The organism is Azospirillum thermophilum, from assembly GCF_003130795.1.
Classification (GTDB): Bacteria; Pseudomonadota; Alphaproteobacteria; order Azospirillales; family Azospirillaceae; genus Azospirillum; species Azospirillum thermophilum.
Genome location: NZ_CP029353.1, coordinates 2,226,212 through 2,251,100, shown reverse-complemented (window position 1 = coordinate 2,251,100; position 24,889 = coordinate 2,226,212). Strand labels below are relative to the sequence as shown.

Genomic DNA, 24,889 nt, shown 5'->3' with positions numbered 1-24,889 from the left:
GTCGCGGACGGCATCGCACGCCCGCGGGCAGGGCCGGATGTCCCTGAATACGGACCGTGCGTATGCATATCAGGATAGGCTAGCGGTTGTATTATCCGTTCCCGCGGTCCCCATGTCGAGTGTAATAAGCGCATCCCACTCTCTTTGGGAGATGCTGGTTATGGATTTCCTTGCCGAATCATGATTGGGTCACCTCTGTCCGCTCCTTCTGGTGTCGGAATCGCTGTAGGATGGCGGAGCGGCGACAGACGGGATGGACTGCGAACTGTATTTCTCCCAGGGTTTTGTTCAGTTTTTCCTAAAATGGCCGTCAAGGCCGCAACGCAGAGCGAGCGGACAGGATCATGATCGCACGACACCTCAGCCGCGCCCTGACGGGCGCACTTGTCATGACCGGCCTGCTGTCCATGGCCCCGGCTGCGACGGCAGCCTATCCGGAAAAGCCCATCACGATGATCGTCGCCTATGGCGCCGGCGGCTCGACCGACGTGACGGCGCGCATGCTGGCGCCCTTCATCGAGAAGTATCTCGGCGGCGGCGCCCGCATCGTGGTGATGAACCGGGCCGGCGCGGGGGGCGAGATCGGCTTCGCCGCCATCGCGGACGCACCGCCCGACGGCTACACGATCGGCTTCATCAACACGCCGAACGTCATCACGATCCCGATCGAGCGGCAGGCCCGCTTCAACATCGACCGGATCGATCCGCTGGTCAACGTCATCGACGATCCCGGCATCATGACCGTCCATGCCGACAGCCCCTTCAAGACGCTGGAGGACCTCGTCAAGCAGGCGAAGGCCAACCCGAACACCGTCACGGTGGGCAGCACCGGCGTGGGCTCCGACGACCATCTGGCGATGCTCCTGCTGCAGCGGCAGGCCGAGGTCCGCTTCACCCACATCCCCTTTCCCGGCAGCGCCGAGAACTACCGGTCGATGCTCGGCCGCCACACGCAGGTCTGCGGCCAGAATCTGGGCGAGGGGCTGCGCGGCCGCTCGGCGGGCGATGCCGTCCGCATCCTCGGCGTGATGAGCAAGGAGCGCTGGGCGATGGCGCCGGACCTCCCGACCTTCAAGGAGCAGGGCTACGACATCACCATGGTCTCGATGCGCGGCATCGGCGCGCCGAAGGGGCTGCCGCCGGACATCCGCGCCAAGCTGATCGAAGCCATCACCAGGGCCGCCGAGGATCCGGAGTTCCAGACCAAGGCCAAGGAGACCTTCCAGCCTCTGCGCATCGTCGCCCCCGAGCCCTTCGCGGCGGAGCTGAAGCAGCTCGACGTCGCGTTCCGTGCCCTGTGGCGCGAGAATCCCTGGCTGAAGTGACGGGCGGCCGGCAGCGCCGAAACAGGAAACCCCCGCCTCTTCGGAGGCGGGGGTTTCTCTTTCTCCCGTTTATCGTCTCTCGACCGCCATTTCTCGATCGCCGTTTCTCGACCACCGGCCCCGGCCCCGGCTGCGGGCCGCTCCGGCCGCGTCCTCAGGCCGCGGTGATGCGGCCGATGAAGGCCTCGATCTCCTGGTCCAGCCGGTTGAAGCTGCGCGACAGCTCCTCGGTGGTGGTCTGGACGGCGCCGGCGGAATGGCCGGTGGTTTCGGCCGCCTGCTGGACCAGCCGCATCTCCTGCATGACCGCCATGGTGTCGGAGGCGGCGCGCTGCGACCGCTTGGAGATGTCGCGGGTGGCGGCGTCCTGTTCCTCCACCGCGGCGGCGACGGTGCCCAGCGACTCGTCCACCTGACGGATGGTGCCGACGATGGCGCGGATCGCCGCGACCGCCGCATGGGTGGCCCCCTGCACCGCCGCGATCTCCGCCCCGATCTCCTCGGTGGCCTTGGCGGTCTGGTTGGCGAGGCTCTTCACCTCCTGCGCCACCACGGCGAAGCCCTTTCCGGCCTCGCCGGCGCGGGCCGCCTCGATCGTCGCGTTCAGCGCCAGCAGGTTGGTCTGGCCGGCGATCGACTGGATCAGCCCGACGACCTCCTCGATCTTGCGGCTGGCCTCGCTCAGGCCCTGGACGATGGAGTCGGTGCGCCCGGCCTCCTCCACCGCGCCGCGCGCGAGCTGCGCCGACTGGGTGATGGAGCGGGTGATCTCGTCGATCGAGGCGCGGAGCTGCTCGGCCCCCGCCGCGACGCTCTCCACCTCGCTCGTCGCCTCCTGCACCGAATGGGCGACGCTGTCGCTGTGGTGGCTGGTCTGGCGGGCATTCTCGGCCATGGAGTTGGCCTCGTTGCGCATCGAGGTGGCGGAGCGGACCACCTCGCCCATCATCGCCTTGACCGACGCTTCGAGGTCGGCGGCCAGCGAGTTCATGGCAGCGCGGCGTTCCTGCTCGTTGCGTTCGCGCAGCATCTCCTGCTCGCGCGACAGCTCCTGGACGCGCACCGCGTTCTCCTTGAAGACCTGGACGGTGCGGGCCATCTGGCCGATCTCGTCGCCGCGGTCGGCCCCCGGGATATCGACCGCCAGGTTGCCCTTCGCGAGGGCCTCCATCATCCCGGTCAGCCGGACGATCGGGCGGGCGATGTTCATGCCGATGAACAGGGCGACGCCGATTGTGACGACCAGGGCCGCCGCCGCCACGATGGCGAAGGCCTGGGTCAGCTTGTCCACCGATTCGTTGACCAGGTTGTAGGCGTCGTTGGATCGGCCGCGCTGATAGGCGAGGTATTCGCGGCTGGTGGCGTGCAGCCGGGTGTAGGCGGCCTGGACCTCCTGCAGGAAGTCGAGCGGATCGACCCCCATCTTCAGCAGGTCCATGAAGCTGTTGACCTTGGCGAGATAGGTGCCGGTGTCGGAGCCGAACCGCTCCAGGAACTTGCGCTCCTCGTCGGTCTCCGAGGTGGACTGCTTCAGCGTGTCGGCCTGGGTCTTCAGCTTGGCCAGAAAGGAGGTGAGGGTCTTCGACTCGTCCTCGACCGCCTTGGGGGAGGCGTTGGCGTTGCTCAGGATCACCGTCCGGTACATTCCCGCATGGGCCACCGTCAGGGTGTCCGTCAGGGCCTGCACCTCCGCTTCCCGCGTGAAGGACCGGTTGAACAGCGTGTCCAGCAGACGGGACTGCTCGCCGATGGCGGACCAGCCGAGGATGGCGATCACCAGCATCCCGATGATCGCCGTGGCCGCCGGGATCCCCATCTTGGTGGGGATGTGGAAGTGATTGAGGAGAGTCATAGGAGCACCTGCATCTGCCGTTGGGCGACCGACGGCCGCCGGGTGTGGCATCGAAGCGGAAACCGGAGAGGTTGCGCGGCTTGGCGAGCGCCTCGGAAACGGGGAACCGGAAAGATGCCGCCGGCTGGGCCGGCGGCAGGTCTCATGACGCGGCCGAAGCGCGCGTCACTTCAGCCAGGGCGACTCCGCCCACAGCTTGCGCATGTCGGCGTCGATCTGCTTCAGCTCCGCGGCGAACTGCTCGGTGTTCAGCACGCGCAGGGGCTGGAAGGTCTCCTTGGCCTCCGCCTTGGCGATGAACTCCGGATCCTTGGCGGCGGCCAGGATCGCCTCCACCAGCTTCGCCCGGATGTCCGGCGGCAGGCCCTTCGGCGCCCCGATGCCGCGCAGCGACGCCATCTGCGCCGGGTAGCCCTGTTCGGCAAAAGTCTGCAGGTCGGGGGCGGCCTTCCAGCGCTCCTTGCTCATCACGCCCAGGATGCGGACCGGCTCGGTCTGCATCGCCCGCAACCCCTCGCCCAGGTTCTGCGCGCAGATCTGGATCTTCTTCGCCAGCATCGCCTTCTGGTTGGCGGCGGAGCCGGAGAAGGGAACGTGGGTGAAGGCGACCTTGGCCTGGCGCTGCACCACCAGCATGGCGAGCTGGTCGTCGGAGCCCACGCCGGTGCTGCCGACCGTCACCGTGTTCGGGTTGGCGGTGGCATGTTCGATCACGTCCTTGACCGTCTTGAAGGGGCTCTCGGCGTGAACGGTCCAGATGCCGGGGTCGTCGACGATGTTGGCCAGCGGATCGATCCGGTCGATGTTGAAGCGGGCCTGCCGCTCGATCGGGATCGTGATGACGTTCGGCGTGTTGATGAAGCCGATGGTGTAGCCGTCGGGCGCCGCGTCCGCCAAGGCCGCGAAACCGATCTCGCCGCCGGCGCCGGGCTTGTTGACGACCTCGATGCGGGTACCGCCGCCGAGATACTTCTCGATGAAGGGCGCCAGTATGCGCGCCGTCACGTCCGTCGACCCCCCCGCGTCGTAGGCGACGAGGAGGGTGATCGGCTTCTCGGGATACGCGGCTTGGGCCGGGGTTCCGGTGCCGAGCGCGACCAGCGCCACCGCGCCGGCGGCGATTGCCAGGAACTTGCTGCGAGTGATCATCGGCTCTCTCTATCTTTTCTGCCAGATCGGTGGGTCCGCCTGCCCCTCCCCCGGTCGGATGCCGGGTTTTCCCCAGGCGAGGCTCATCCTGCGGGCGTGGGAAGTCCGTCGGTTGTATAGCAGCCAATCATTAACAAATGCAGGAGACGGCGGTGAGGGATATTGTCGCATACCTAAATATGACTCGTGGACCATAGAGGAAGATTGGCTACATACTTGAATATGTCGCCCCGACCATAGAGGTGCGGGGATGATGTTCTGTCCTGCCCGCACGGGCAGGGTGAGGCGGCGGCATGGGGCGTAGCGGTTCGTGGCGCCCCTATCCGGACTCACGATCCGTTGACCCGTGTCCTGGAGGTAGAGGCTATCAGGACGCATATCGCGTATCAATCGCCGTAAACGGGTCGGATGCTCCCGAACGTCGTCGATCCCGTGGCCCGGAGGCGCCGTGGGGCGCTGGGGGCACGGGCTGCAATCGGCCACCAATCAGCCGCAGAACGCCAAATGGCCGCACACTCTCGTATGGTCGATGTGCGGTATCGGGCAGTATTCGGATAAGCGCTGCGCGCCGGAAGTCTCAGCCGTGGGCGACCATGAACGCCACCGAGATCGAGATCGGCGAGAGCAGCGTGGAGATCAGCAGCGACATCGAAACGATGTCGCGGCCCGCTTGGTAGCGTTCGGCAAAGACATGGGCGTTCACGCCGATCGGCAGGCTGGCCGCAGTGACGGCCGGGGCCACCCAGTCCGGTGGGAGATCGAAGACATAGGTGGCGAGGAGCCAGGTCAACGCCGGGTGGACGGCCGTCTTCATCACGGAAACGACGAGGGCCGGCAGCACGCTGCCGCCGGCCGGGCTGAAGGCGAGAGTGGCGCCGAGCGTGAAGCAGGCACAGGGCAGGACCGTCTGCGCCATCAGGCCCAGACCTTTCATCACCATCGCCGGCATCGGCAGGTGGATGAGGTTGACCGCCAGCCCGAGCAGGACGGACACGACGAGCGGGCTCATCGCCGTGGCCTTGACCGCCGTCACCGCCGCCTGGATGGGCCGTCCGCCGGAGGAACGCTGGGATTCCGCCAGCAGCGTCGCAACCGTGAACAGGAGCGGTGACTGGAAGACGATCAGGAGGAGGACCGGCACGGCCACCGACGGGCCGTAGGCCTCCATGATCACGGGCGTCCCGAGCAGGGCAATGTTGGAGAAGGAGCCCGCAAGGCCGACCGGCGCCATGGACTCGCGCCGGCCGGCCATCCAGACGCCGGCGCTGCCGAACGCGAAGACGGCGAGGGCCGCGATGTAGAAGGAAGCAAGGAATCCCCACTCCAGCGGCTCCGGTATGTCCGCCTTCACCATGTTGGAGAACAGCAGTGCCGGCAGAGCGTAGATGCCGAGGAAGCGGGACAGCCCCTGGACCATCGCGTTGCTGAAGCCGCGATAGCGGGCGGCCCAGAAGCCGAGCGCGATCAGGGCGAACATCGGCAACACGATCTGGAAGATGAGCGACATGCGGCTTACCGTGGTCCGGGGCTGTTGGGCGCGGATAAGGTCTGCGTGAGGCGGCGGGGAAACGGTCCTGCCCGCCGCCTCGTCACGCGCGGTCGCGCTCGATGATCTCCAGCGGCGGGACGCCCAGCACTTCCACCAGCGTGCGGCCGGCCTCGATCTCGGCAGTCCACTGCCGTTCACGCTCCAGCAGGGCCAGCGACCGGGCGAGAGTCTCCTCGGCGAGCGCCAGCGGCACGACGACGATGCCGTCCTCATCACCGAGGATGATGTCGCCGGGATTGACCGGGACGTTGCCGACCGAGGCGGTGACGTCCATCTTGCCGCCGAAGTTCTTGTGCGGCCCCCGCGGGACGGCGCCCTTGGCGAACACCGGCACGCCGAGCGACCGGATCTCGTGCAGGTCGCGCACGGTGCCGTCGACGACGAGACCGCCGAGATTGCGGCGCTTGCAGCACCGGACCACCCACTCTCCGGCCATGGCCACGTCCTCCAGGCCGCCGCCCGCCACCACGATCACGTCGCCGGGATCGGCGCAGCTCACGGCGTGGTGGACCATGCTGTTGTCGGCGGGCATCGGCACGACGGTGCGGGCCTGTCCGCAGATGCGCATGCCGGGAACCATCGGCTTGATCCGCGCATCCATGCTCTGGCAGCGGTTCTGCGAATCGGAAGCGACGCTGCTCGGCACGCTGCGCCACTTGTCGAGCACATCGGACGAGAGCCTCGGGAAATCGGTCAATACGCGTTGCATGGCCATGGGGGAACCTCGTGTGCCGGCGTTGGCTGAAAGGGGGTCGGTCGTATGTCCGGCCGCCGCTCCCCCCGGGGGATGGCTGGCGGATGGCGGCCGGATGGGACGGTTCGGGCGGAATCGGGTCTCGCCGCCGTCTCGCGCGCGGTGGCGGCGAGCAGGCGGCGGTGGCGCCGCTCCTCTACCGGGAACGGCGTCTGGTCAGGCCCGCGCGCACGCGGATGTTCTGGTCACTCGCACAACTCCCGGAAGGGTTCGTATGATTTGTTTCGTATTTGAAGCTTAGCCAAATGGCCGGTCATACGCAAGTAGGTTGCCAAACCGTAAATTTAACTCGCGTCGATTGGCGCTCCGCGCGCCTGATGTCGCCCACAAATGTGTGCGTAAACCGGGTAAAGGTAAGGAGTCGCAACCGGTTTGCGGGCGCAAGTCGAGGGGGAACACTTGCCGTAACCGTGCGCGAAGCAACCACAGGTCACGGAATCTTCAGCGGGAATGCATACCGTCGTGGTCGGTATGACGCTTTTGCAACTCAACTGCGACAACGCTGCGTCACCGCGCCGCAGAACCGGACGGTGCAAATCCGCGGGGGAGGGAAGCGGTGGCGGCAGGCCGGAAAAAGCGAAGGGCCGGCGCCTTTCGGCCCGGCCCTTTGGTTCGCTTGTCTTCCTCGGTCCAGCCGGACCGGAGGGTGAATGGAGCGGGCGAAGGGATTCGAACCCTCGACCCCAACCTTGGCAAGGTTGTGCTCTACCCCTGAGCTACGCCCGCGCTCCTGCTGCCGTTTCAACCGGTTGCCGATGCTGTCCGCTGCGCTTTCGCGACGCTTTTTGCTTCGGCGGCCGGTCCGTCCGGCGGCGTGCGGCGGACTATACTCATCGGCGGACGCAATGCAAGCGTCATGTTCAAAAAATTTTCGGGGTCCGGAAATCCCCGGCGCGGCCTCCCCCTCCGCCCGTCTGGACGGGACGCGGTCCCTCGCATAGAAGGAGTCCCATGGACAGGATCGACACCTCCGGCCCGGCCGAGCCGCCGACCACGCCCGACCAGCTCCTCGCGCGACTGCGGGAGCTGGGGATCGACACCGTGACCCACCGCCATCCGCCGCTCCATACGGTGGAGGAGAGCAAGGCGCTGCGCGGCGCCTTGCCCGGCGGCCATTGCAAGAACCTGTTCCTGAAGGACAAGAAGGACCGGCACTGGCTGGTGGTGGCGCTGGAGGATGCGCGGGTCGAGCTGAACCGGCTCGACCGCGTGATCGGCTCCGCCCGGCTGTCCTTCGCCTCGGCCGACCGGCTGTGGCGGTACCTGGGGGTGCGGCCCGGCTCGGTGACGCCCTTCGCCCTGGTCAACGACACCGGCCGGCAGGTCCGCGTCGTGCTGCAGCAGGCGATGATGGAGCACGAGCTGCTGAACTACCACCCGCTGGTCAACGACCGCACCACCGCCATCCGGCGCGACGACCTGCTGCGCTTCATCCGCGCCTGCGGCCACGAACCGGCGGTGGCCGAGTTCGGCCGGGACGGGGAGTCGCAGGGAACGCTTGCTTCGGACGCGGCTGACGCTCATCTATGACCGCACGACCGAGATGCTGTCTTGAACGGGACCGAACACGCCATGTTTTCCATTCCGCCCGCCAATGCCCCCAAGTCCGCCGCCGCCGCTTCCGCCGGTGCCGGTGACCTCGTGAAGGACAGCTCCGACCGGGCCTTCATGGCCGACGTCATCGAGGCGTCGCGGTCGGTTCCGGTGATCGTCGATTTCTGGGCGCCCTGGTGCGGCCCCTGCAAGCAGCTCGGCCCCATCCTGGAAAAGGTGGTGCTGGCGGCCAAGGGCGCGGTGCGGCTGGTCAAGATCGACACCGACCAGAACCCGATGATCGCCTCGCAGCTCCGCGTGCAGTCGATCCCGGCGGTCTACGCCTTCTTCCAGGGCCGGCCGGTCGACGGCTTCATGGGCGCCCTGCCGGAGTCGCAGGTGAAGACCTTCGTCGAACGGCTGGTCAAGCTGGCCGGCTCGGCCGGCGGCGGCGAGGGCGACATGCTGGAGGAGGCGCTGGCCCACGCCAGGGAGGCGCTGGAGGCCGGCGACGTGCAGACCGCGTCGGAGATCTACGGCGAGATCCTGCAGGCCGAGCCGGAGAACGCCGCCGCCTATGCCGGGCTGATCCGCTGCCTGATCAAGGCCGACGACACCACCCGCGCCCGCCAGATGCTGGACAAGGCGCCGGAGGCCATCGCCAAGGACAAGGAGCTGGTCTCGATCCGCGCCGACCTGGAACTGGCGGAGCAGGCGGCCAATGCCGGCCCGATCCCCGAGCTGATGGAGAAGGTCGCCCACGACGCCGACGACCACCAGGCACGCTACGACCTCGCCATGGCGCTCTACGCCGCCGGCAAGCGCGAGGCGGCGGTGGACGCGCTGCTGGAGATCGTCAGGCGCGACCGCGCCTGGAACGAGGAGGCGGCGCGCAAGCAGCTCGTCAAGTTCTTCGAGGCGTTCGGCCCGACCGACCCGCTGACCGTGCAGACCCGCCGGCGCCTGTCCTCCATCCTCTTCAGCTGATCCAAGCTGGACCGGAGCGACGGTGACCGGGCGCCTGTTCGCGGGGCGAGGGGGTTCTATACTTAGTGGAATGAGCCGGAACCCCTTCGACCCCACCCTCGACCGCCTGCCGCGGATCCTGCCGATCTTCCCGCTGGCGGGCGTCCTGCTGCTGCCGCGCGCGCGGCTGCCGCTGAACGTCTTCGAACCGCGCTACCTCGCCATGGTCGAGGACGCCATGGGCAGCGGCCGGATGATCGGCATCATCCAGCCGACCGACCCGGCCAGCCGCGACCGCAACCCGCCGGTCTACGAGACGGGCTGCGCCGGCCGCATCACCAGCTTCGCCGAGACCGACGACGGCCGCTTCCTGATCACGCTGACCGGGGTGTCGCGATTCGTCATCCATCGGGAGATGGAGGGCGTGCGCGGCTACCGCCGGGTGGTGCCGGCCTGGGATCGCTACGCCGCCGACCTCGATTCCGACGCCGGACCGGCGGAGGGCGCCGTCGACCGCGGCCGGCTGCTGGCCGGGCTGAAGCTGTATTTCCAGCTCCAGGGCCTGTCCTGCGACTGGCACGCCATCGAGACGACGCCGGACGAGCGGCTGGTGAACTCCCTGGCGATGATCTGCCCCTTCGCCCCCAGCGAGAAGCAGGCCCTGCTGGAGGCGCCGGACCTGACGGAGCGCGGGAAGCTCTTGATCGCCCTGATCGAGATGTCCATTCTCGACGGCACCGGCGACTGCGCGCCTCCCCGCCATTGAGCGCGCCCGTCGCCCCCGACCTTTGCCCTTTGCTGCGCGAGACACCGCCATGACTTCCGCCGACACCCACGCCCATCCCGAGAAGAGCGGCGCCGCCCGCGTCGATCCCAAGCTGCTGGAGATCCTGGTCTGCCCGCTGACCAAGGGGCCGCTGCGCTATGACGCCGAGCGGGGCGAGCTGATCAGCGAGCGCGCCGGCCTCGCCTATCCGATCCGCGACGGCATCCCGATCATGCTGATCGACGAGGCGCGCAGCCTGGACAAGACCCCCGGCGTGAAGGGGTAAGGCAGGATGAGCGAGGAGCGCTTCGCGTCGGACGAGTTCGGCACCCGCCACTGGCCGCTGGAGATCCGCCTGAAGAAGGAGGAGAAGCGGCTGGAGATCGATTTCGACGACGGCCGCTCCTTCTCCTATCCCGCGGAGTTCCTGCGGGTGGTCAGCCCCTCGGCCGAGGTGCAGGGGCACGGCCCGGGACAGAAGCAGACGGTGGCCGGCCGCCGCCATGTCGGCATCATGGGCCTGGAGCCGGTCGGCCATTACGCCGTCCGCATCCTGTTCGACGACCTGCACGACAGCGGCATCTATTCCTGGAAATACCTCTATGAGATCGGCGAGGAGCAGGAGCAGCTCTGGGCCGACTACCTCGCGGAACTGGCGGCCAAGGGCCTGAGCCGCGATCCGGTCCGGCGCTAGGCGGCTGGCGCCGGTATCCCGGCGGTAGCGCGGCCCCGGTGCGGCGTCGCGCCGCGCGTGTCGCTCTTGTGCATTCGCCTAAAATTTTATATAAATATCTCGCAACCGGGTGATCTCTGGAGCGGGAGGCGGCGATGGCGGCAGCAAGCGACTGGCGGACGGGCTATCGGCGGTACCCGCGCCCCGCGCGGCGCCCCGACCCTCATCGTGCCGCCCGGCGCCGGGTGCGGGCCTGGAGCCGGGATCTGGCCCGCCTGATGCTGGTGGTCTCCCTGCTGGTGCTCGGCGTCCTGGCGGTCGAGATGGGACGCAAGGCGATGACCGTGATGGTCCATGCCCAGACGGCCCAGACGGGTGCCCAGGTCGCCGCCCAGCCTGCGGCGGCGCGGGGCTGAACGGAGCCCGGCCGGCGGGACGCTCCGCCGTCCATGGTCCGACCCCTCTCCCGTCCGGTCGGGACGGGTTCCTCCTTTGGCCAGGCTCCGGACCGCGGACCGGCCGACCCGGGGGAGGGGGCGGAGCGCGGGCGGCGTCGCGGGCCTGACGGCCTCAGGGCAGGATGACGACGTAGCGCTTGGTGGTCGTCTCCACGACCTCCCAGATGCCGGTGAAGCCCGGCTCCAGGACGAAGCGGTCGCCGGGGCCGAGGGTCCAGCTCCGGCCGTCGTCATGGGTGACGACGCTGCGGCCCTCCAGAAGCTCGCAATACTCCCACTCGTCATAGCGGATCCGCCAGGCGCCCGGCGTGCTGCGCCAGATGCCGGCGAAGCGCTTGCCGTCGGGCGACTCATACTCGTTCCAGGTGGTGAAGACCGGATTGCCGGACAGGAGGCGGTCCGGCGCCGGCCCGCCGGTTTCGGGAGCCGCGGAGGCGAGGGGGGTGAGGGTCATGGCGCGCTGGGCTCCCCGTGTGGAAACGAGAGAAAACCCTAGCACGCGACGCACGACGACACAGTGTCGCCGTGACAGGGCAGGCGCGCTCCGCTATTTCTGCGCGCCTTGGTCGCAAATGTATGCGGTGCTACACCCATGGTCTGGCGGAACCAGCCTCTGGTCGTTTATCACGGCACCTACGATCAGGCCGCGGGCCAGATGATCCGGCCCGCCAAGTCCCTCCCGAACGCCGTCGACCTGTCGGTCGGCCGGTCGTTCCTGGATTTCGGGAAGGGCTTCTACACCACGACCGTTCTGGAGCAGGCGGTCGCATGGGCGAACAACCGGGCGCGGCGGATGAGGGCGTCGGCGGTCAAAACGCCTTACCCGGTTGCCGCGGCTGTGGTTGCGTTCGAAATCGACCGCACGATGCTGGGGCGGCTGGAGAGCCTTGTCTTTCTGACGGATCGCGACAGCGCCGGCTTCTGGGAACTTGTCGAACAGTGTCGGCAGGGTGCTCATCCGATGCACGGGCGGACCCGGCCGTACGATGTGGTCTACGGCCCGGTAACCGACTGGCCGAGAGGTGGACTCCTGCCCGGCTACACCCAGATCAGTTTCCATACCGAGCACGCCTTGTCGGTGTTAGAATCACCGCGCATTTCGCATATCGGCAGGCCGTTCGTTTAACGCCACGAGGCCATGATGACCATCGCCCCTCCCCCTCAGGTTGCAGGTCGCGACCTCTACTGGACCGTGGTCGAGGCGGCCCTGGCCGAGGTGTTCCAGGAGGATGTGGCGCCGGCCCGGCGGCTTCGCGCCGATCTGGCGGCGGCCCCGGCGGCGGAGCAGGATCTCTTCTATCATGCGGAGCCGTTCGACGTGGCGGCGGACCTCTGCGGTGCCGACCCGACGCCGGTACAGATCGCGGCCTACCGCCACCTGCTGGCCCGGCTTGCGCCGCAGGCACTGGCGGCGCCCCGTCCGTCCTCGGACATGCCGCAGCCACCGCGGGGGAACCACACCCCTGTCAGACAGCTCGAGCTGTTTCCCCGGCTGTCCTGATCACAGCCCCAGCAGCCGCGGCAGGTCGCGCATCGTCCCGATGCCGAGGTAGCCGTCCGCCGGGGCCTCGGCCAGCTCGTGGGCCCAGGTGATGTGGTAGGGGATGTGGACGGCGCGGGCGCCGATCTCCAGCACCGGCAGGATGTCGGAGCGCACCGAGTTGCCGACCATCAGGAAGCCCGCCGGATCGACGCCGTGGCGCTCCAGCACGCGCCGGTAGGTCGCCGGGTCCTTCTCGCTGACGATCTCCACGCCGTGGAAGCGTTCGGCGAGGCCGGAGCGGGCGATCTTGCTCTCCTGGTCGAACAGGTCGCCCTTGGTGATCAGCAGCAGGCGGAAGCGGCCGGACAAGGCCTCCACCACCTCGGCCACGCCGTCGAGCAGCTCCACCGGGTGCTGCAGCATCGCCTTGCCGAACTCGATCAGCGCCTGCAGGTCGCGGGCGGGGACGCGGCCGTCGGTGACGGTGATCGCCGTCTCGATCAGCGACAGCACGAAGCCCTTGATGCCGTAGCCGTAGACGCCGAGGTTCGCCCGCTCCACCTCCAGAAGCCGGCGGTCCAGCGCCGCCGGATCGGCGGATTGCGACAGCAGGGCGCGGAACCGCTCCTGCGTCAGCGAGAACAGCGACTCGTTGTGCCAGAGCGTGTCGTCGCCGTCGAAGCCGATGGTAACGATGTTGTTGCAGTGCGTCATGGAGCGGCGTAAAGTGAGCCAGAAGTAAACGGAAGTTAAACGCCGGCGCCCATTATTGTCCAGCGGGACCGATAGTGCGATGACCTGATGATGAGCTGTCGGAATGACAGTCCGGCCACAGTTACGTGACAAACGAACGCCAGTCATCCGGTGCCTGCAAAGCGGGCATGTTCGGTATGCGGTGGTGGTGGCTGCGCAGATCGGGTAATTATATTTCTACACACGAAAGGTGCGGTCGCCACCGTGCAGACCCCCAGTGATAAAGAAATTAGGGATACCACCATGGCTACGCTTCTGCACTCGGCCGACACCGGCCGCGAAACCCTGTCGTTCGCCCATCTGCTGGAGGCTGTTTCGAACACCTTCGGTCTGTGGCGCCAGCGCATGATCACCCGCCGCGAACTGGCCCAGCTCGACGACCGCATGCTTCAGGACATCGGCTTCAGCCGCTGCGATGCCGAGATCGAGATGAACAAGCCCTTCTGGCGCGAATGAGCCGTGGGGCATCCCGTCACCGGGACGAGAAAAGGGCCGCCTCCGATGGGAGCGGCCCTTTTCGTTTGCCGGTGCGCCGGCCTGCTGTCTGACGGCGGGGCCGCCAAATGGAAACGGCCCCCTCCTCCGCGCTGGAGGAGATCCGGGAGACCCGCCGACCCGCTGGCCGCCGGTCAGATGCAGATCTGCTGCAGCGGAGCAAAGCCGTTGAAGCAGACGGCCGAATACGTCGTGGTGTAGGGACAAACGAACGCCAGTCATCCGGTGCCTGCAAAGCGGGCATGTTCGGTATGCGGTGGTGGTGGCTGCGCAGATCGGGTAATTATTTTCTACACACGAAAGGTGCGGTCGCCACCGTGGCAGACCCCAGTGATAAAGAAATTAGGGATACCACCATGGCTACGCTTCTGCACTCGGCCGACACCGGCCGCGAAACCCTGTCGTTCGCCCATCTGCTGGAGGCTGTTTCGAACACCTTCGGTCTGTGGCGCCAGCGCATGATCACCCGCCGCGAACTGGCCCAGCTCGACGACCGCATGCTTCAGGACATCGGCTTCAGCCGCTGCGATGCCGAGATCGAGATGAACAAGCCCTTCTGGCGCGAATGAGCCGTGGGGCATCCCGTCACCGGGACGAGAAAAGGGCCGCCTCCGATGGGAGCGGCCCTTTTCGTTTGCCGGTGCGCCGGCCTGCTGTCTGACGGCGGGGCCGCCAAATGGAAACGGCCCCCTCCTCCGCGCTGGAGGAGAGGGCCGATCCGGGAGACCCGCCGACCCGCTGGCCGCCGGTCAGATGCAGATCTGCTGCAGCGGAGCAAAGCCGTTGAAGCAGACGGCCGAATACGTCGTGGTGTAGGCGCCGGTGGCGTGGATGCGCACCCGGTCGCCGGCCTTCAGCTCGCTCGGCATGCGGTACTCGGCGCGCTCATAGAGCACGTCGGCGCTGTCGCAGGTCGGGCCGGCCAGGATGACCGCCTCGCCGTCCGGATCGTCCATCCCCTCGCCGACCACCTCGATCGGGTACTGGATGGCCTCGTCCATCGTCTCGGCGAGGCCGCTGAACTTGCCGATGTCGAGATAGACCCAGCGCTTCGGATCCTCGTCCGACTTGCGCGACACCAGCACCACCTCGCTCTCGATCACGCCGGCATTGCCGACCATGCCGCGGCCGGGCTCGACGATCGTCTCCGGCAGGTGGTTGCCGAAATGGGTGCGCAGGGACTCGAAGATCGCCTGGCCGTAGGCGGTGCACTCCGGCACGTCGGTGCGGTAGCGGGTCGGGAAGCCGCCGCCCAGGTTGATCATGCCGAGGTCGACGCCCAGCACCTCCAGCTCGCGGAACAGCTGCGCCACCTGGAAGATGGCGTGGTCCCACTGCTTCAGGTCCTTCTGCTGCGAGCCGACGTGGAAGGACACGCCGTAGGGCTCGACCGGCAGGTCGCGGGCCTTCAGCAGCAGCGCGCGCGCCATCTTCAGGTCGCAGCCGAACTTGCGCGACAGCGGCCATTCGGCGCCTTCGCCCGAGGTCAGGATGCGGCAGAAGACGCGCGCACCGGGGGCGGAGCGGGCCAGCTTCTCCAGCTCGGCGTCGCTGTCGAAGGCGAACAGCCGCACGCCCAGCTCGTAGGCGCGGCGGATGTCGGCTTCCTTCTTGATGGTGTTGCCGTAGGAGATGCGCTCCGCCGGGGCGCCGGCGGCCAGCGCCATCTGGATCTCCGGCACGCTGGCGCAGTCGAAGGCCGAGCCGAGGCGGGCCAGCAGCGCCAGGATCTCCGGCGCCGGGTTGGCCTTCACGGCATAGAAGATGCGGGCGTCGGGCAGCGCGTCATGCAGGTCGTTGTAGTTCTGCTCGACGACGTCCAGGTCCACGACGAGGCAAGGGGTCTGCGGGCGCTGCTCTTCGAAAAAGCGCGCAATCTTCTGGTTCATCTGGGTCTCCCGGACGCAAGATGATGGATGTCAAAGCGGCGATGGGGGAAATAACGGAGCGGCTGACGCTCGGCGACCCTGAAACAGACAGAAGGGTCGGGCGTTCAGCCGCAGATACTGGATTGCCCCGTACAGGACCGCTTCGTGTCCGTATGAGCCGGAAGCCAGGTTTTTCGGAGACGGGTGAGCGCGCGCCCACCCACAACAACATGAACCATCGTAACCTCCAAGTCGCCGCCTTGTTTAAGGGACGGTCGGGGATCACGCGTTACGTCGTTGCATAACCACATCTCGGAGACGCCGAGGGGCGGGCCAGCGGCACGTGCGCTTGCGAGTGCGCGTTACATAGATCCAACCGACGCCATTTCAAAGTGAAAAATGCGACCCGTCCCAAAAAAGTGGCAAAGGTTACGGTGGTGTTAAAAACCAGAGACATTTCATGGACTTGCACACGATCACCCGCTTCCCGACCTGATCGCCCGGCTGTGTGCGGCAGCTCTTTGCGGGGCGCTGCTCGGGCTGGACCGCGAGATGCGAGGCAAGGCCGCCGGGCTGCGCACCCATACGCTGATCGCCATCAGCGCCGCCGTCACCACGCTGGTCGCGCTGGAGTTCGACGCGGTTTCCCGGGCCGGCGGCGAGGCCAACAGCGACCCGATCCGCGTCATCCAGGGGGTGGCGCAGGCGGTCGGCTTCATCAGCGCCGGCGTGATGATCCGGTCCGGCGACAGCGTGCATGGCGCCACCACCGCGGCGGTGATCTGGATGGCCGGCGCGCTGGGCATCGCCTGCGGCGCCGGCTTCTACGTGCTGGCCGGGCTCTCGCTGGCGCTCAGCCTGGGGGTGACGCTGCTCTTCACCTGGGTGATGCGCCGCGTGCCGGTCACCGGGAAGGCGGAGGAGCGGGAGGCGGGGGAGGAGTGACCAGCATCCCGTGGGCCAGCGCCGCCCGATGGAGACGAGGCCGATCGCCGCCATCATGGGAAGCTGGGTGCCGTCGCTCATATGGCCGATCACCGTGCCGACCAGCGCCGCGACGGTCATCTGCGCGAAGCCGAGCAGCGAGGAGGCGAGCCCGGCCATCGTCGGGTAGGGGCCGACCGCGTTGGCGGTGGCGTTGGGCAGGGTCAGCCCGGTGCCGAGGATGAAGACGAACATCGGGGCCAGGATCGCCGCGAGATGCGTCACGTCGGCCAGCGCCAGCGCGCTTCCCGTCACCCCGGCGGCCAGCGAGACCAGCGTGCCGATGCGGATCATCCGCTCGCCGCCGACCCGCCGGGTCAGCCGGCCGGCCAGGAAGGAACCCAGGATATAGCCGACGACCACCGAGCCGAAGCTCATGCCGTACTGCGCGGGCGTGAGCTGCAGCCGGCCGATCAGCACGAAGGACGATCCGGAGATGAAGGAGAAGATGCCGCTGTAGGAGCAGGCGACCGTCAGCACATAGCCGAGGAAGCTGCGGTTGCGCAGCAGCAGGACATAGTTGGCGAGCAGCCGGCCGGGCCGCAGCGCCTCGGCGTCGCGGTGGGCGTTGGTCTCCCCCAGCAGGGTCCAGACCGCGGCGAGGATCGCCGCGGCGAAGACCGACAGCAGGACGAAGTTGCCGCGCCAGCCCGACAGCTCCGTCACCACGCCGCCCAGGATCGGCCCGACGGCCGGGGCCAGCGCCATCGCCATGGCCATGTAGGCGAGCACCGTCGCCGCCCGATCCCGCCCGAAGACGTCGCGCACCACCGCGCGGGCCACCACCGGGCCGCAGCAGGCGCCGACCGCCTGGAAGAAGCGGGCGGCGATCAGCCCCTCGATGCTGGTGGCGAAGCTGCAGGCGACGCTCGCCACCAGATAGATGGCGACCCCGCCGAGCAGGGCCGGCCGGCGGCCGAAGCGGTCGGACAGCGGCCCGTAGACGAGCTGCGACACCGCGAATCCCGCCAGGAAGACGGAGAGGGTGAGCTGCACCGTCGCGACGTCCGTGCCGAACACCCGGACCAGCGAGGGGAGCGAGGGCAGGTAGAGGTCGGTCGACAGCGGCCCGAAGGCGACCAGGGCGGTCAGCAGGACGCGGATGGCGAGGGAGTCGGAACGGGGCATGGCGTCTGGCCGGCGGCGGGAACGGGAGCGCAGCCATAAGACCATGGCGGCCGTTGCAAGTGAAACGATTATGTCGGCGAAGGATGCGCCCGGCCCCTCAGCCGTAGCGCAGCAGCCGCGCCCCGTTGGTCTTCAGCCAGTGGCGCGGGACCGCCACGTCGGGATTGAGGTCGGCGGTCAGCCGGGCGCACAGCGCCCAGAAGCGGGCGGAGTGGTTCATCTCCTTCAGGTGCGCCACCTCGTGCCCGACCACATAGTCCAGCACCGGCTCCGGCGTCAGGATCAGCCGCCAGGAGAAGGACAGGCGGCCGGTGGCCGAGCAGCTTCCCCAGCGGCTGCGGGTGTCGCGCACGGTGACGGCGGCGACGCGCGCGCCGATGGTGGCCGCCTTCTGCCGCGCCCGCTCCGCCAGTTCGCGCCGCGCCTCCGCCATCAGGAAGTCGCGCACGCGGCGGCCGACATGCTCCGCCCGGCCGCCCACCAGGATGGCGCCGTCCTCGCGCCGGGTGGCGCCGCGCAGGTCGGGCAGGTGGCGGATGACGTGGTCGGTGCCGAGAAAAGGGACCAGGGCCCCGTCGGCGAAGGGCAGCGCCGGCGGCAGGGCGGCGATGCGCGCCCGCACCCAGCCGTCATGGCGCCCGACGAAGCGCAGGGCGTCGGCCTCCGACACGCCGACCGGCACCACCACCTGGACCAGCCCGCGGCCGGCATCCACCCGCAGGGTCATGCGGGTGGCGCGCGCGCTTTCCCGCAGCTCCAGCGGGGCCGGCAGGCCGGTCAGGACGAGCGCCCGCGGCGGCTTCGGCCGGGGAGCCTGCGCGGCGGGGCGCGGGGCGGAGGGTTTGCGGCGGAACAGCATGCGTCCTTATAGCCTGCCCGGGGCGGCTGCGCCAACGCTCCGCCTTTTCGCCGGGGTTCTATGGCCTACGGGTAGATTTTGTCTCAGGGGGATGACGCAGGTCACATTTGACACCGGGGACGAAGCCACAAGATAAAGTTCAGATGGCGCTGTCCGCGTCACAGGAAGATTACCGAGTACACGCCATGGCTCTTGACGAACGTCATACGACTGCGCGCGAGGAATGGCTGGAAGCATTGCTTTCGGCCAGTGGCGCTCCTCATGCTTTGCTTGAGCCTGCTGGACGTTTTCTTGTGGTTAACAATGTCTTTGCAGCAGCGCTCGGCCGCCGGCGGGAGGAGGTCGAAGGGCTCTCCCCCGCGCAGGCCGGGCTGCCGGCCGAGGCGGTGCGGGCGCTCGACGCCGCGCTGCAGCGCATCGCCGCCGGCGGTGCGCAGGAGATCCTGGCCGGGCTGCTGCCGGGCGGGCCGGTGACGCTGACGGCGCTGCGCCATCCCGACGGCTCGCTGCGTGCCCTGGCCGCCATCGGCGGCATTGGTGGAGCCGCCATCGGAGCCACACGAACGGCCAGTCGCCCTCCAGCGGGCGGGTCAGGAAGGCCTGCACGCGTCGTCGATCTCTTCACACAAGCGGCTGACCTGGGACTTGGAGATGCAGTCATGCCCATTGCCCTTGACCAGCTCATCGACGTTGCGCGTCGAGATGCCCTGCACGTAGGCCTCCTGGATACCGCGATCAGCGCCTTCTCCGCCGTGCGCCGCGGCTCCAGAAAGGCTGGGAAGTAGGAGCCGCGCCGCAGCTTGGGGATGCGCAGGTCGATGGCGCCGGCGCGTGTCTCCCAGGTCCGCTCCCGATATCCTTGCGCTTGGTCAGCCGCTCGTCCGAGCGCTCACCGTAGCCGGCGCCGGTCAACGCCTCGACTTCCAGTTCCATCAGGCGCTGAGCGGCGAAGCCGACCATCTCGCGCAGGAAGTCGGCGTCGGCGCTCTTCCCAATCAGCTCGTGAAGAGCGATCCTGTCCTCGGTCATACGTGTCACTCCGTCTCGGTTGATGGTCGTCAAGCAACCTCAACTTAGCCGAAGAAACACGGTGACCGGCCCGTTCCCGGACGGCTGGCCCGCCTGCGCCAGCTATGGGGAGCGCTCCGGCGGGCCAGCCTCACGTCTCAGACACCCTCGGCGGGACACGGCCCAGGCCGGGCTGCCGGCCGGGCGGTGCGGGCGCTCGACGCCGCGCTGCAGCGCATCGCCGCCGGCGGTGCGCAGGAGATCCTGGCCGGGCTGCTGCCGGGGGGCCGGTGACGCTGACGGCGCTGCGCCATCCCGACGGCTCGCTGCGTGCCCTGGCCGCCATCGGCGGCATTGGTGGAGCCGCCATCGGCGGGGCCGGAACCGCCGCCGAGCTTGCCGCCCAGCTCGCCGCCGCGCGGGAGGAGGAGCAGGCCCGCGCCGACGCCGAGCGGGCGCGCACCGCCAAGGGCCGCTTCCTGTCGGCGGCGAGCACGACCTGCGCCAGCCCTTCCAGGCGATGCACCTGTTCCACCATCTGCTGATGGGCCGGCTGAAGGATCCCGCCAGCATCGAGCTGGGCAACAAGCTGGAACAGTCGATCACCGCGGGGGAGACGCTGCTGCGCGCCCTGCTGGAGGTCTCCGCGCTGGAGGCCGGGCTGGTGACGGCGCAGCCGCAGGCCTTCCCGATCGACGAGACGCTGGGCCGGCTGCTGCAGGACTTCGCGCCGGAGGCGGAGGCCAAGGGCCTGCGCTTCAACGTGCGCCCGGCCGAGGTGGAGGTGGTCAGCGACCCGGCCCTGCTGGAACGGCTGCTGCGCCCGATCCTGTCGAACGCCGTGCGCTACACGGAAAAGGGCGGGGTGCTGCTGGCGGCGCGGCGGCGCGGCGACAGGCTGCGCATCGAGGTGTGGGACACCGGCATCGGCATCGACCCGGCGCAGCATCAGGCGATCTTCGAGGACTTCCACCAGCTCGGCAATCCCGGCCGCGACCGCAAGCAGGGGCTGGGGCTGGGGCTCGCCATCGTGCGGCGGCTGGCGCAGGTGCTCGGCACGCCGGTCACGCTGCGCTCGCGTCCCGGCCGCGGCTCGGTCTTCGCGGTGGAGGTGCCGCTGGCCGGCACGGCGCGCCGCGACGACGGGGCGGAGGAGGGCGAGAGCCGCGGCAATGGCGCCGACGGCACCGGCACCGTGCTGGTGATCGAGGACGACGCCATGCAGCTCGAAGGGATCGGCCTGCTGCTGCGGGGCTGGGGCTATGCCGTCATCCCGACCCGCAGCATCGACGAGGCCTGCGCGGTGGTCGAGCACCAGCCGGGCGGTCCCGACCTCGTGCTGTCCGACCTGCGGCTGGCCGGGCCGGAGTCGGGGATCGACGCCATCCAGGCGGTCCGCGCCCGCTGCGGCCGGCGGGTGCCGGGCGTGATCGTCACCGGCGACACCGACCCCGAGCGGCTGCGCAGCGTCGACCGCTCCGGCTTCCGCCTCGTCCACAAGCCCTGCGACCCGGTGGCGCTGCGCTCGCTGCTCGCCCGCACCCTGACGGCGACGGAGCATCGCGTCACCTGAGCAGGGGTGCCGGGCGGGGATGCCCACCGGAGTATGCTGCATCTGCTAAGTATTACGGATTGTTGACAGATCCCCCGCCGCTCCCGCAGGCTTCCCTTAACGAGAACCATGGGGTCCCGCGACAGAACGGGGCCTGGGGGGGACAGGGATGCAGGATCGGCCGACCGCGTGGCCGGCGGCAGGCACCGTGCTTGCCGTCTGGCGCGACCATAGAGTGACGCCCGCCGTTCGCTCCGGCCCCCGGGCCTCGCCCTCCGCCATGCCTCCGGGAGCGCCCGGCAGAACAGGACGACATACGCCCGCAGGACCCGCTGAGGGGCCGGCGCCGGCCCCCGCCGCGTCCGCCCCGTGGTCCGCATCCAACAGTATGTCATTGAAACTTCATAATTCTGTCGCGGGGCCGCAACGGCTTGCCCCCATTCCAGACAACCTCGCAACAGTCGCAGGACAGGGAGAGACACCACCATGCTGACCCGCCGCACGCTTGGCCTTTCGACGGCCGCCTTCGTGCTTGCTTCCGGCCTCGCCGGTTCGGCCCTGGCACAGCAGAAGACCACCATCGAGTTCTGGCACGGCCTGCCGCAGCCGCTCGGCGGCCAGCTCGAGCAGATCGTCCAGGACTTCAACGCGTCCCAGGACAAGGTGCAGGTCAACCCCAGCTTCAAGGGCAGCTATCCCGAGACGATGCAGGCGGCCATCGCCGCCTTCCGCGCCGGCAACGCGCCGCACATCGTCCAGATGTTCGAGGTCGGCACCGCGACCATGATGGCCGCCGGCCCGGCGATCAAGCCGGTGTACCAGCTGATGGCGGAGACCGGCGCCGGCCTCGACCCCGCCGCCTACATCCCGGCGGTGCGCGGCTACTACTCGTCCAGGGACGGGAAGATGATGGCGCTGCCGTTCAACAGCTCCACCTCCATCATGTTCTACAACAAGGACGCCTTCCAGAAGGCCGGGCTCGATCCCGAGAAGGCGCCGGCCACCTGGCCGGAGATGATCGAGGCGATGAAGAAGCTGAAGGCCAGCGGCGTCTCCTGCGCCTTCACCACCTCCTGGCCGACCTGGATCCAGCTCGAACAGCTCGGTTCCCTGCACGACACGCCGTTCGCCAGCAAGTCCAACGGCTTCGGCGGACTCGACGCCGAGCTGAAGATCAACGCCCCGCTGTTCGTGAAGCATCTCGACACGCTGGTCCAGCTCCAGAAGGACGGGCTGTTCAAGTATGGCGGCCGCGACAACAAGGCCGACGCCCTGTTCCCGTCGGGCGAATGCGCCATCGCCCACGCCTCCTCCGGCCTGCGCAGCCGCATCAGCAAGGAGGCGAAGTTCAACTGGGGCGCCGCCCCGCTGCCCTACTGGCCGGAGTTCGCCAAGGACGGCCCGAAGAACGGCATCATCGGCGGCGCCGCCTTCTGGGTCATGACCTCGCCGAAGCGCACCCCGGCCGAATACAAGGCGGTGTCGGAGTTCTTCAGCTACCTCGCCCGCCCGCAGGTGGACGCCAAATGGCACATGGACACCGGTTACGTCCCGGTGACGCTGCAGGGCTTCCAGCAGGCGCAGGCCTCCGGCTTCTATGACAAGAACCCGGGCGCCGACGTCCCGGCCAAGCAGCTCACCCGCACGCCGACCACCGAGAACAGCATGGGCCTGCGGCTCGGCAACCTGCCGGAGATCCGCAACATCATCCAGGAGGAGATGGAGAAGGCCTTCCAGGGCGAGCAGACCGCCAGGCAGGCGCTCGACAACTCGGTGAAGCGCGGCAACACCGTGCTGCGCAACTTCGAGCGGGCGAACAAGGGCTGAGGCACTCCGGCCGCCCGTCCCCCGTCCGGACCCCTTGCCCTTCCCGCCGCGGGACGGGCAGGGGGCCGGCGCGGCCGGGGGGCCGCCACCTCCTGCGCCCGGTTCCCGCGCCCAATCCCGTAAAGACAGATTTTTTCGGAAAGACGATCCCCTTGCAGCGTCGCGTGCTCTTCGACAACAAGCTGCTCCCCTACCTGCTGCTGGCGCCGCAGGTGGCGGTGACGCTGGTCTTCTTCATCTGGCCGGCGGCCCAGGCCGTCTGGCAGTCGGTGCATCTGCAGGACGCCTTCGGCCTGCGCAGCGAGTTCGTCTGGTTCGAGAATTTCGAGCGCATCCTGACCGATCCCAACTATCTCGACACGCTGCGGATCACCGTCGTCTTCTCGGTCGCGGTGACGGTGCTGTCCATGGGGACGGCGCTGCTGCTGGCCGTGCTGGCGGATTCGAAGATCAAGGGGGCCGGTGCCTACAAGACCCTGCTGATCTGGCCCTATGCGCTGGCGCCCGCGGTGGCGGCGGTGCTGTGGATGTTCATCTTCAATCCCGACATCGGCCTGCTGGGCCGCGGGCTGAACGCCATGGGCATTCCCTGGGACTACCGGCTGAACGGCGGGCAGGCCCTGACCATGGTGGTGCTGGCGGCGAGCTGGAAGCAGGTCTCCTACAACTTCATCTTCTTCCTGGCCGGGCTGCAGGCGATCCCGCGCTCGGTGATCGAGGCGGCGAGCATCGACGGCGCCGGGCCGGCGCGGCGCTTCTGGACCATCACCTTCCCGCTGCTGTCGCCGACCACCTTCTTCCTGCTGGTGGTCGATCTGGTCTACGCCTTCTGCGAGACCTTCGGCACCATCCACGCGCTGACCCACGGCGGCCCGGGCAAGGCGACGGAGACGCTGATCTTCCGCGTCTATCTCGACGGCGTCGTCAACAACGACCTCGGCGGCTCCTCCGCCCAGTCGGTGATCCTGATGGTGATCGTCATCGCGCTGACCGCCATCCAGTTCCGCTTCGTCGAGCGCAAGGTGCATTACGCATGACCCGCCGCTGGACCGCCCTCGTTCCGCATGCCGTGCTGATCCTCGGCGTGCTGGTCTTCGCCTTCCCCATCTACGTCACGCTGATCGGATCGACCTGGGACAGCGCCACCATCGGGCGCGGCAGCCTGCCGCTGGTGCCGGGGGGCGAGGCGCTGCACAACTTCACCCAGGCCTGGGGCGAGACGCGCGGCAACCGGGCCATGTACACGCCCGTGCGCACGATGATGCTGAACAGCCTGATCATGGCGCTGATCATCGCCGTCGGGAAGATCGCCATCTCCATCATCTCCGCCTATGCGGTCGCCTTCTTCCGCTTCCCGCTGCGGATGGTGTTCTTCTGGATGATCTTCATGACGCTGATGCTGCCGGTCGAGGTGCGCATCGTGCCGACCTACAAGGTGGTCGCCGACCTCGGCATGATCGACAGCTACGCCGGGCTGACCATCCCGCTGATCGCGTCGGCTACCGCCACGCTGCTGTTCCGCCAGTTCTTCCTGACCATCCCCGACGAGCTGATCGAGGCGGCGAAGATCGACGGGGCGGGGGCGCTGCGCTTCTTCGTCGACGTGGTGCTGCCGCTGTCGCGCACCAACATCGCGGCGCTGTTCGTCATCCTCTTCATCTATGGCTGGAACCAGTATCTCTGGCCGCTGGTGGTCACCAACAGCGCCGAGATGGAGACGATGGTGATCGGCGTCACCAAGATGATCGGCAACGGCGATTCCGCCAACGACTGGAACCTGATCATGGCCACGACGGTGCTGACCATGCTGCCGCCGGTGGCGGTGGTGGTGCTGATGCAGCGCTGGTTCGTCAAGGGCCTGGTGGATACCGAAAAGTAACTTGTGGACAGCGAGAAGCAAGACGACG

General features: G+C 68.3%; 25 protein-coding genes, 1 tRNA gene and 3 pseudogenes. 18 read left to right on the top strand and 11 right to left on the bottom strand.

The features are described 5' to 3' along the window. Nucleotides 1–344 precede the first annotated feature (344 nt). A complete protein-coding gene (locus tag DEW08_RS17040; protein WP_109329101.1) occupies nucleotides 345–1,325 on the top strand; it encodes a tripartite tricarboxylate transporter substrate binding protein in 981 nt (326 codons plus the stop codon). A 154-nt stretch (nucleotides 1,326–1,479) separates the two neighbouring features. Here the strand turns inward: DEW08_RS17040 and DEW08_RS17035 are convergent, their stop codons facing one another. The 5 genes from DEW08_RS17035 to DEW08_RS17015 form a co-directional block, all read right to left on the bottom strand. Then, on the bottom strand, nucleotides 1,480–3,177 hold the full coding sequence (locus DEW08_RS17035; RefSeq protein ID WP_109329099.1) for a methyl-accepting chemotaxis protein: 1,698 nt from the start codon (nucleotides 3,175–3,177) through the stop codon (nucleotides 1,480–1,482). A gap of 165 nt (nucleotides 3,178–3,342) precedes the next feature. Further along, nucleotides 3,343–4,326, bottom strand: coding sequence for a tripartite tricarboxylate transporter substrate binding protein (locus tag DEW08_RS17030; protein ID WP_109329097.1), 984 nt, complete (start codon nucleotides 4,324–4,326; stop codon nucleotides 3,343–3,345). Between the two features lie 577 nt (nucleotides 4,327–4,903). Beyond that, complete coding sequence (locus DEW08_RS17025) at nucleotides 4,904–5,833, bottom strand: AEC family transporter (protein WP_109329095.1); 930 nt, start codon at nucleotides 5,831–5,833, stop codon at nucleotides 4,904–4,906. Nucleotides 5,834–5,915: 82 nt separating this feature from the next. Continuing rightward, nucleotides 5,916–6,590, bottom strand: coding sequence for an RraA family protein (locus tag DEW08_RS17020; RefSeq protein ID WP_109329093.1), 675 nt, complete (start codon nucleotides 6,588–6,590; stop codon nucleotides 5,916–5,918). 690 nt (nucleotides 6,591–7,280) lie between these two features. After that, nucleotides 7,281–7,355 (bottom strand) — tRNA-Gly (locus DEW08_RS17015). A gap of 225 nt (nucleotides 7,356–7,580) precedes the next feature. On the opposite strand from DEW08_RS17015, the gene DEW08_RS17010 reads away from it, so the two are divergent. The 6 genes from DEW08_RS17010 (at nucleotide 7,581) to DEW08_RS30780 (ending at nucleotide 10,983) form a co-directional block, all read left to right on the top strand. Further along, a complete protein-coding gene (locus DEW08_RS17010) occupies nucleotides 7,581–8,159 on the top strand; it encodes a prolyl-tRNA synthetase associated domain-containing protein (protein ID WP_109329091.1) in 579 nt (192 codons plus the stop codon). A 42-nt stretch (nucleotides 8,160–8,201) separates the two neighbouring features. Next, the gene (locus DEW08_RS17005; protein WP_109329088.1) at nucleotides 8,202–9,149 is read left to right on the top strand and encodes a thioredoxin family protein; all 948 of its coding nucleotides are present in this window, start codon (nucleotides 8,202–8,204) and stop codon (nucleotides 9,147–9,149) included. A gap of 70 nt (nucleotides 9,150–9,219) precedes the next feature. Further along, nucleotides 9,220–9,894, top strand: a complete 675-nt coding sequence (locus tag DEW08_RS17000; RefSeq protein WP_109329086.1) for an LON peptidase substrate-binding domain-containing protein — start codon at nucleotides 9,220–9,222, stop codon at nucleotides 9,892–9,894. 49 nt (nucleotides 9,895–9,943) lie between these two features. After that, nucleotides 9,944–10,180 carry a Trm112 family protein gene (locus tag DEW08_RS16995; RefSeq protein WP_109329084.1) on the top strand — a complete coding sequence of 79 codons (237 nt, stop codon included), beginning with the start codon at nucleotides 9,944–9,946 and terminating at the stop codon, nucleotides 10,178–10,180. 6 nt (nucleotides 10,181–10,186) lie between these two features. Then, complete coding sequence (locus tag DEW08_RS16990) at nucleotides 10,187–10,588, top strand: gamma-butyrobetaine hydroxylase family protein (RefSeq protein WP_109329082.1); 402 nt, start codon at nucleotides 10,187–10,189, stop codon at nucleotides 10,586–10,588. A gap of 134 nt (nucleotides 10,589–10,722) precedes the next feature. Then, nucleotides 10,723–10,983 carry a hypothetical protein gene (locus DEW08_RS30780; protein ID WP_146214709.1) on the top strand — a complete coding sequence of 87 codons (261 nt, stop codon included), beginning with the start codon at nucleotides 10,723–10,725 and terminating at the stop codon, nucleotides 10,981–10,983. A 154-nt stretch (nucleotides 10,984–11,137) separates the two neighbouring features. Here DEW08_RS30780 and DEW08_RS16985 read toward each other — a convergent pair whose 3' ends face one another. After that, the gene (locus DEW08_RS16985) at nucleotides 11,138–11,479 is read right to left on the bottom strand and encodes a cupin domain-containing protein (RefSeq protein WP_109329080.1); all 342 of its coding nucleotides are present in this window, start codon (nucleotides 11,477–11,479) and stop codon (nucleotides 11,138–11,140) included. Nucleotides 11,480–11,617: 138 nt separating this feature from the next. Between DEW08_RS16985 and DEW08_RS16980 the strand changes: the two genes are divergently transcribed. Both DEW08_RS16980 and DEW08_RS31255 read left to right on the top strand, forming a co-directional pair. After that, a complete protein-coding gene (locus tag DEW08_RS16980) occupies nucleotides 11,618–12,151 on the top strand; it encodes a DUF3990 domain-containing protein (protein WP_109329078.1) in 534 nt (177 codons plus the stop codon). 12 nt (nucleotides 12,152–12,163) lie between these two features. Next, nucleotides 12,164–12,526 (top strand): hypothetical protein, encoded by a 363-nt coding sequence (locus DEW08_RS31255; RefSeq protein WP_168220382.1) that lies wholly within the window; start codon nucleotides 12,164–12,166, stop codon nucleotides 12,524–12,526. Here DEW08_RS31255 and DEW08_RS16970 read toward each other — a convergent pair whose 3' ends face one another. Next, entirely contained in the window at nucleotides 12,527–13,222 is a 696-nt protein-coding gene (locus tag DEW08_RS16970; protein ID WP_109329076.1) for an HAD family hydrolase, read from the bottom strand. Between the two features lie 282 nt (nucleotides 13,223–13,504). Here DEW08_RS16970 and DEW08_RS16965 point away from each other — a divergent pair, with 282 nt between their 5' ends. Both DEW08_RS16965 and DEW08_RS16960 read left to right on the top strand, forming a co-directional pair. After that, nucleotides 13,505–13,717, top strand: a complete 213-nt coding sequence (locus DEW08_RS16965) for a DUF1127 domain-containing protein (RefSeq protein ID WP_109329074.1) — start codon at nucleotides 13,505–13,507, stop codon at nucleotides 13,715–13,717. A 395-nt stretch (nucleotides 13,718–14,112) separates the two neighbouring features. Then, nucleotides 14,113–14,325: a DUF1127 domain-containing protein gene (locus DEW08_RS16960; protein ID WP_109329074.1), complete on the top strand. Its 213-nt coding sequence runs from the start codon at nucleotides 14,113–14,115 to the stop codon at nucleotides 14,323–14,325. A 180-nt stretch (nucleotides 14,326–14,505) separates the two neighbouring features. Here the strand turns inward: DEW08_RS16960 and DEW08_RS16955 are convergent, their stop codons facing one another. Beyond that, complete coding sequence (locus DEW08_RS16955) at nucleotides 14,506–15,645, bottom strand: type III PLP-dependent enzyme (RefSeq protein ID WP_109329072.1); 1,140 nt, start codon at nucleotides 15,643–15,645, stop codon at nucleotides 14,506–14,508. A 531-nt stretch (nucleotides 15,646–16,176) separates the two neighbouring features. On the opposite strand from DEW08_RS16955, the gene DEW08_RS16950 reads away from it, so the two are divergent. Beyond that, a complete protein-coding gene (locus tag DEW08_RS16950; RefSeq protein WP_245986661.1) occupies nucleotides 16,177–16,569 on the top strand; it encodes an MgtC/SapB family protein in 393 nt (130 codons plus the stop codon). Nucleotides 16,570–16,656: 87 nt separating this feature from the next. Here the strand turns inward: DEW08_RS16950 and DEW08_RS16945 are convergent. Both DEW08_RS16945 and DEW08_RS16940 read right to left on the bottom strand, forming a co-directional pair. Further along, nucleotides 16,657–17,736, bottom strand: a pseudogene (locus tag DEW08_RS16945) (multidrug effflux MFS transporter); the annotation flags it as partial. Between the two features lie 97 nt (nucleotides 17,737–17,833). Beyond that, nucleotides 17,834–18,595 carry a M48 family metallopeptidase gene (locus DEW08_RS16940; RefSeq protein ID WP_109329068.1) on the bottom strand — a complete coding sequence of 254 codons (762 nt, stop codon included), beginning with the start codon at nucleotides 18,593–18,595 and terminating at the stop codon, nucleotides 17,834–17,836. A gap of 143 nt (nucleotides 18,596–18,738) precedes the next feature. Between DEW08_RS16940 and DEW08_RS16935 the strand changes: the two are divergent. After that, nucleotides 18,739–19,053: pseudogene (locus DEW08_RS16935) on the top strand (PAS domain-containing protein); the annotation flags it as partial. Between the two features lie 94 nt (nucleotides 19,054–19,147). Here the strand turns inward: DEW08_RS16935 and DEW08_RS16930 are convergent. Then, a pseudogene (locus tag DEW08_RS16930) lies at nucleotides 19,148–19,624 on the bottom strand (transposase); the annotation flags it as partial. A gap of 269 nt (nucleotides 19,625–19,893) precedes the next feature. On the opposite strand from DEW08_RS16930, the gene DEW08_RS32525 reads away from it, so the two are divergent. From DEW08_RS32525 to ugpE, 5 genes are all read left to right on the top strand, one after another. Continuing rightward, nucleotides 19,894–20,148, top strand: a complete 255-nt coding sequence (locus DEW08_RS32525; RefSeq protein WP_245986359.1) for a hypothetical protein — start codon at nucleotides 19,894–19,896, stop codon at nucleotides 20,146–20,148. Continuing rightward, complete coding sequence (locus tag DEW08_RS16925; protein WP_245986358.1) at nucleotides 20,124–21,176, top strand: hybrid sensor histidine kinase/response regulator; 1,053 nt, start codon at nucleotides 20,124–20,126, stop codon at nucleotides 21,174–21,176. Before DEW08_RS32525 ends, DEW08_RS16925 begins: the two co-directional genes overlap by 25 nt. 465 nt (nucleotides 21,177–21,641) lie before the next feature. Beyond that, nucleotides 21,642–22,982 (top strand): sn-glycerol-3-phosphate ABC transporter substrate-binding protein UgpB, encoded by a 1,341-nt coding sequence (gene ugpB, locus DEW08_RS16920; protein WP_109329066.1) that lies wholly within the window; start codon nucleotides 21,642–21,644, stop codon nucleotides 22,980–22,982. Nucleotides 22,983–23,134: 152 nt separating this feature from the next. Continuing rightward, nucleotides 23,135–24,019, top strand: coding sequence for a sn-glycerol-3-phosphate ABC transporter permease UgpA (ugpA, locus tag DEW08_RS16915; RefSeq protein ID WP_109329064.1), 885 nt, complete (start codon nucleotides 23,135–23,137; stop codon nucleotides 24,017–24,019). Continuing rightward, nucleotides 24,016–24,861: a sn-glycerol-3-phosphate ABC transporter permease UgpE gene (ugpE, locus tag DEW08_RS16910; protein ID WP_109329062.1), complete on the top strand. Its 846-nt coding sequence runs from the start codon at nucleotides 24,016–24,018 to the stop codon at nucleotides 24,859–24,861. Before ugpA ends, ugpE begins: the two co-directional genes overlap by 4 nt. The last annotated feature ends 28 nt before the right edge of the window (nucleotides 24,862–24,889 follow it).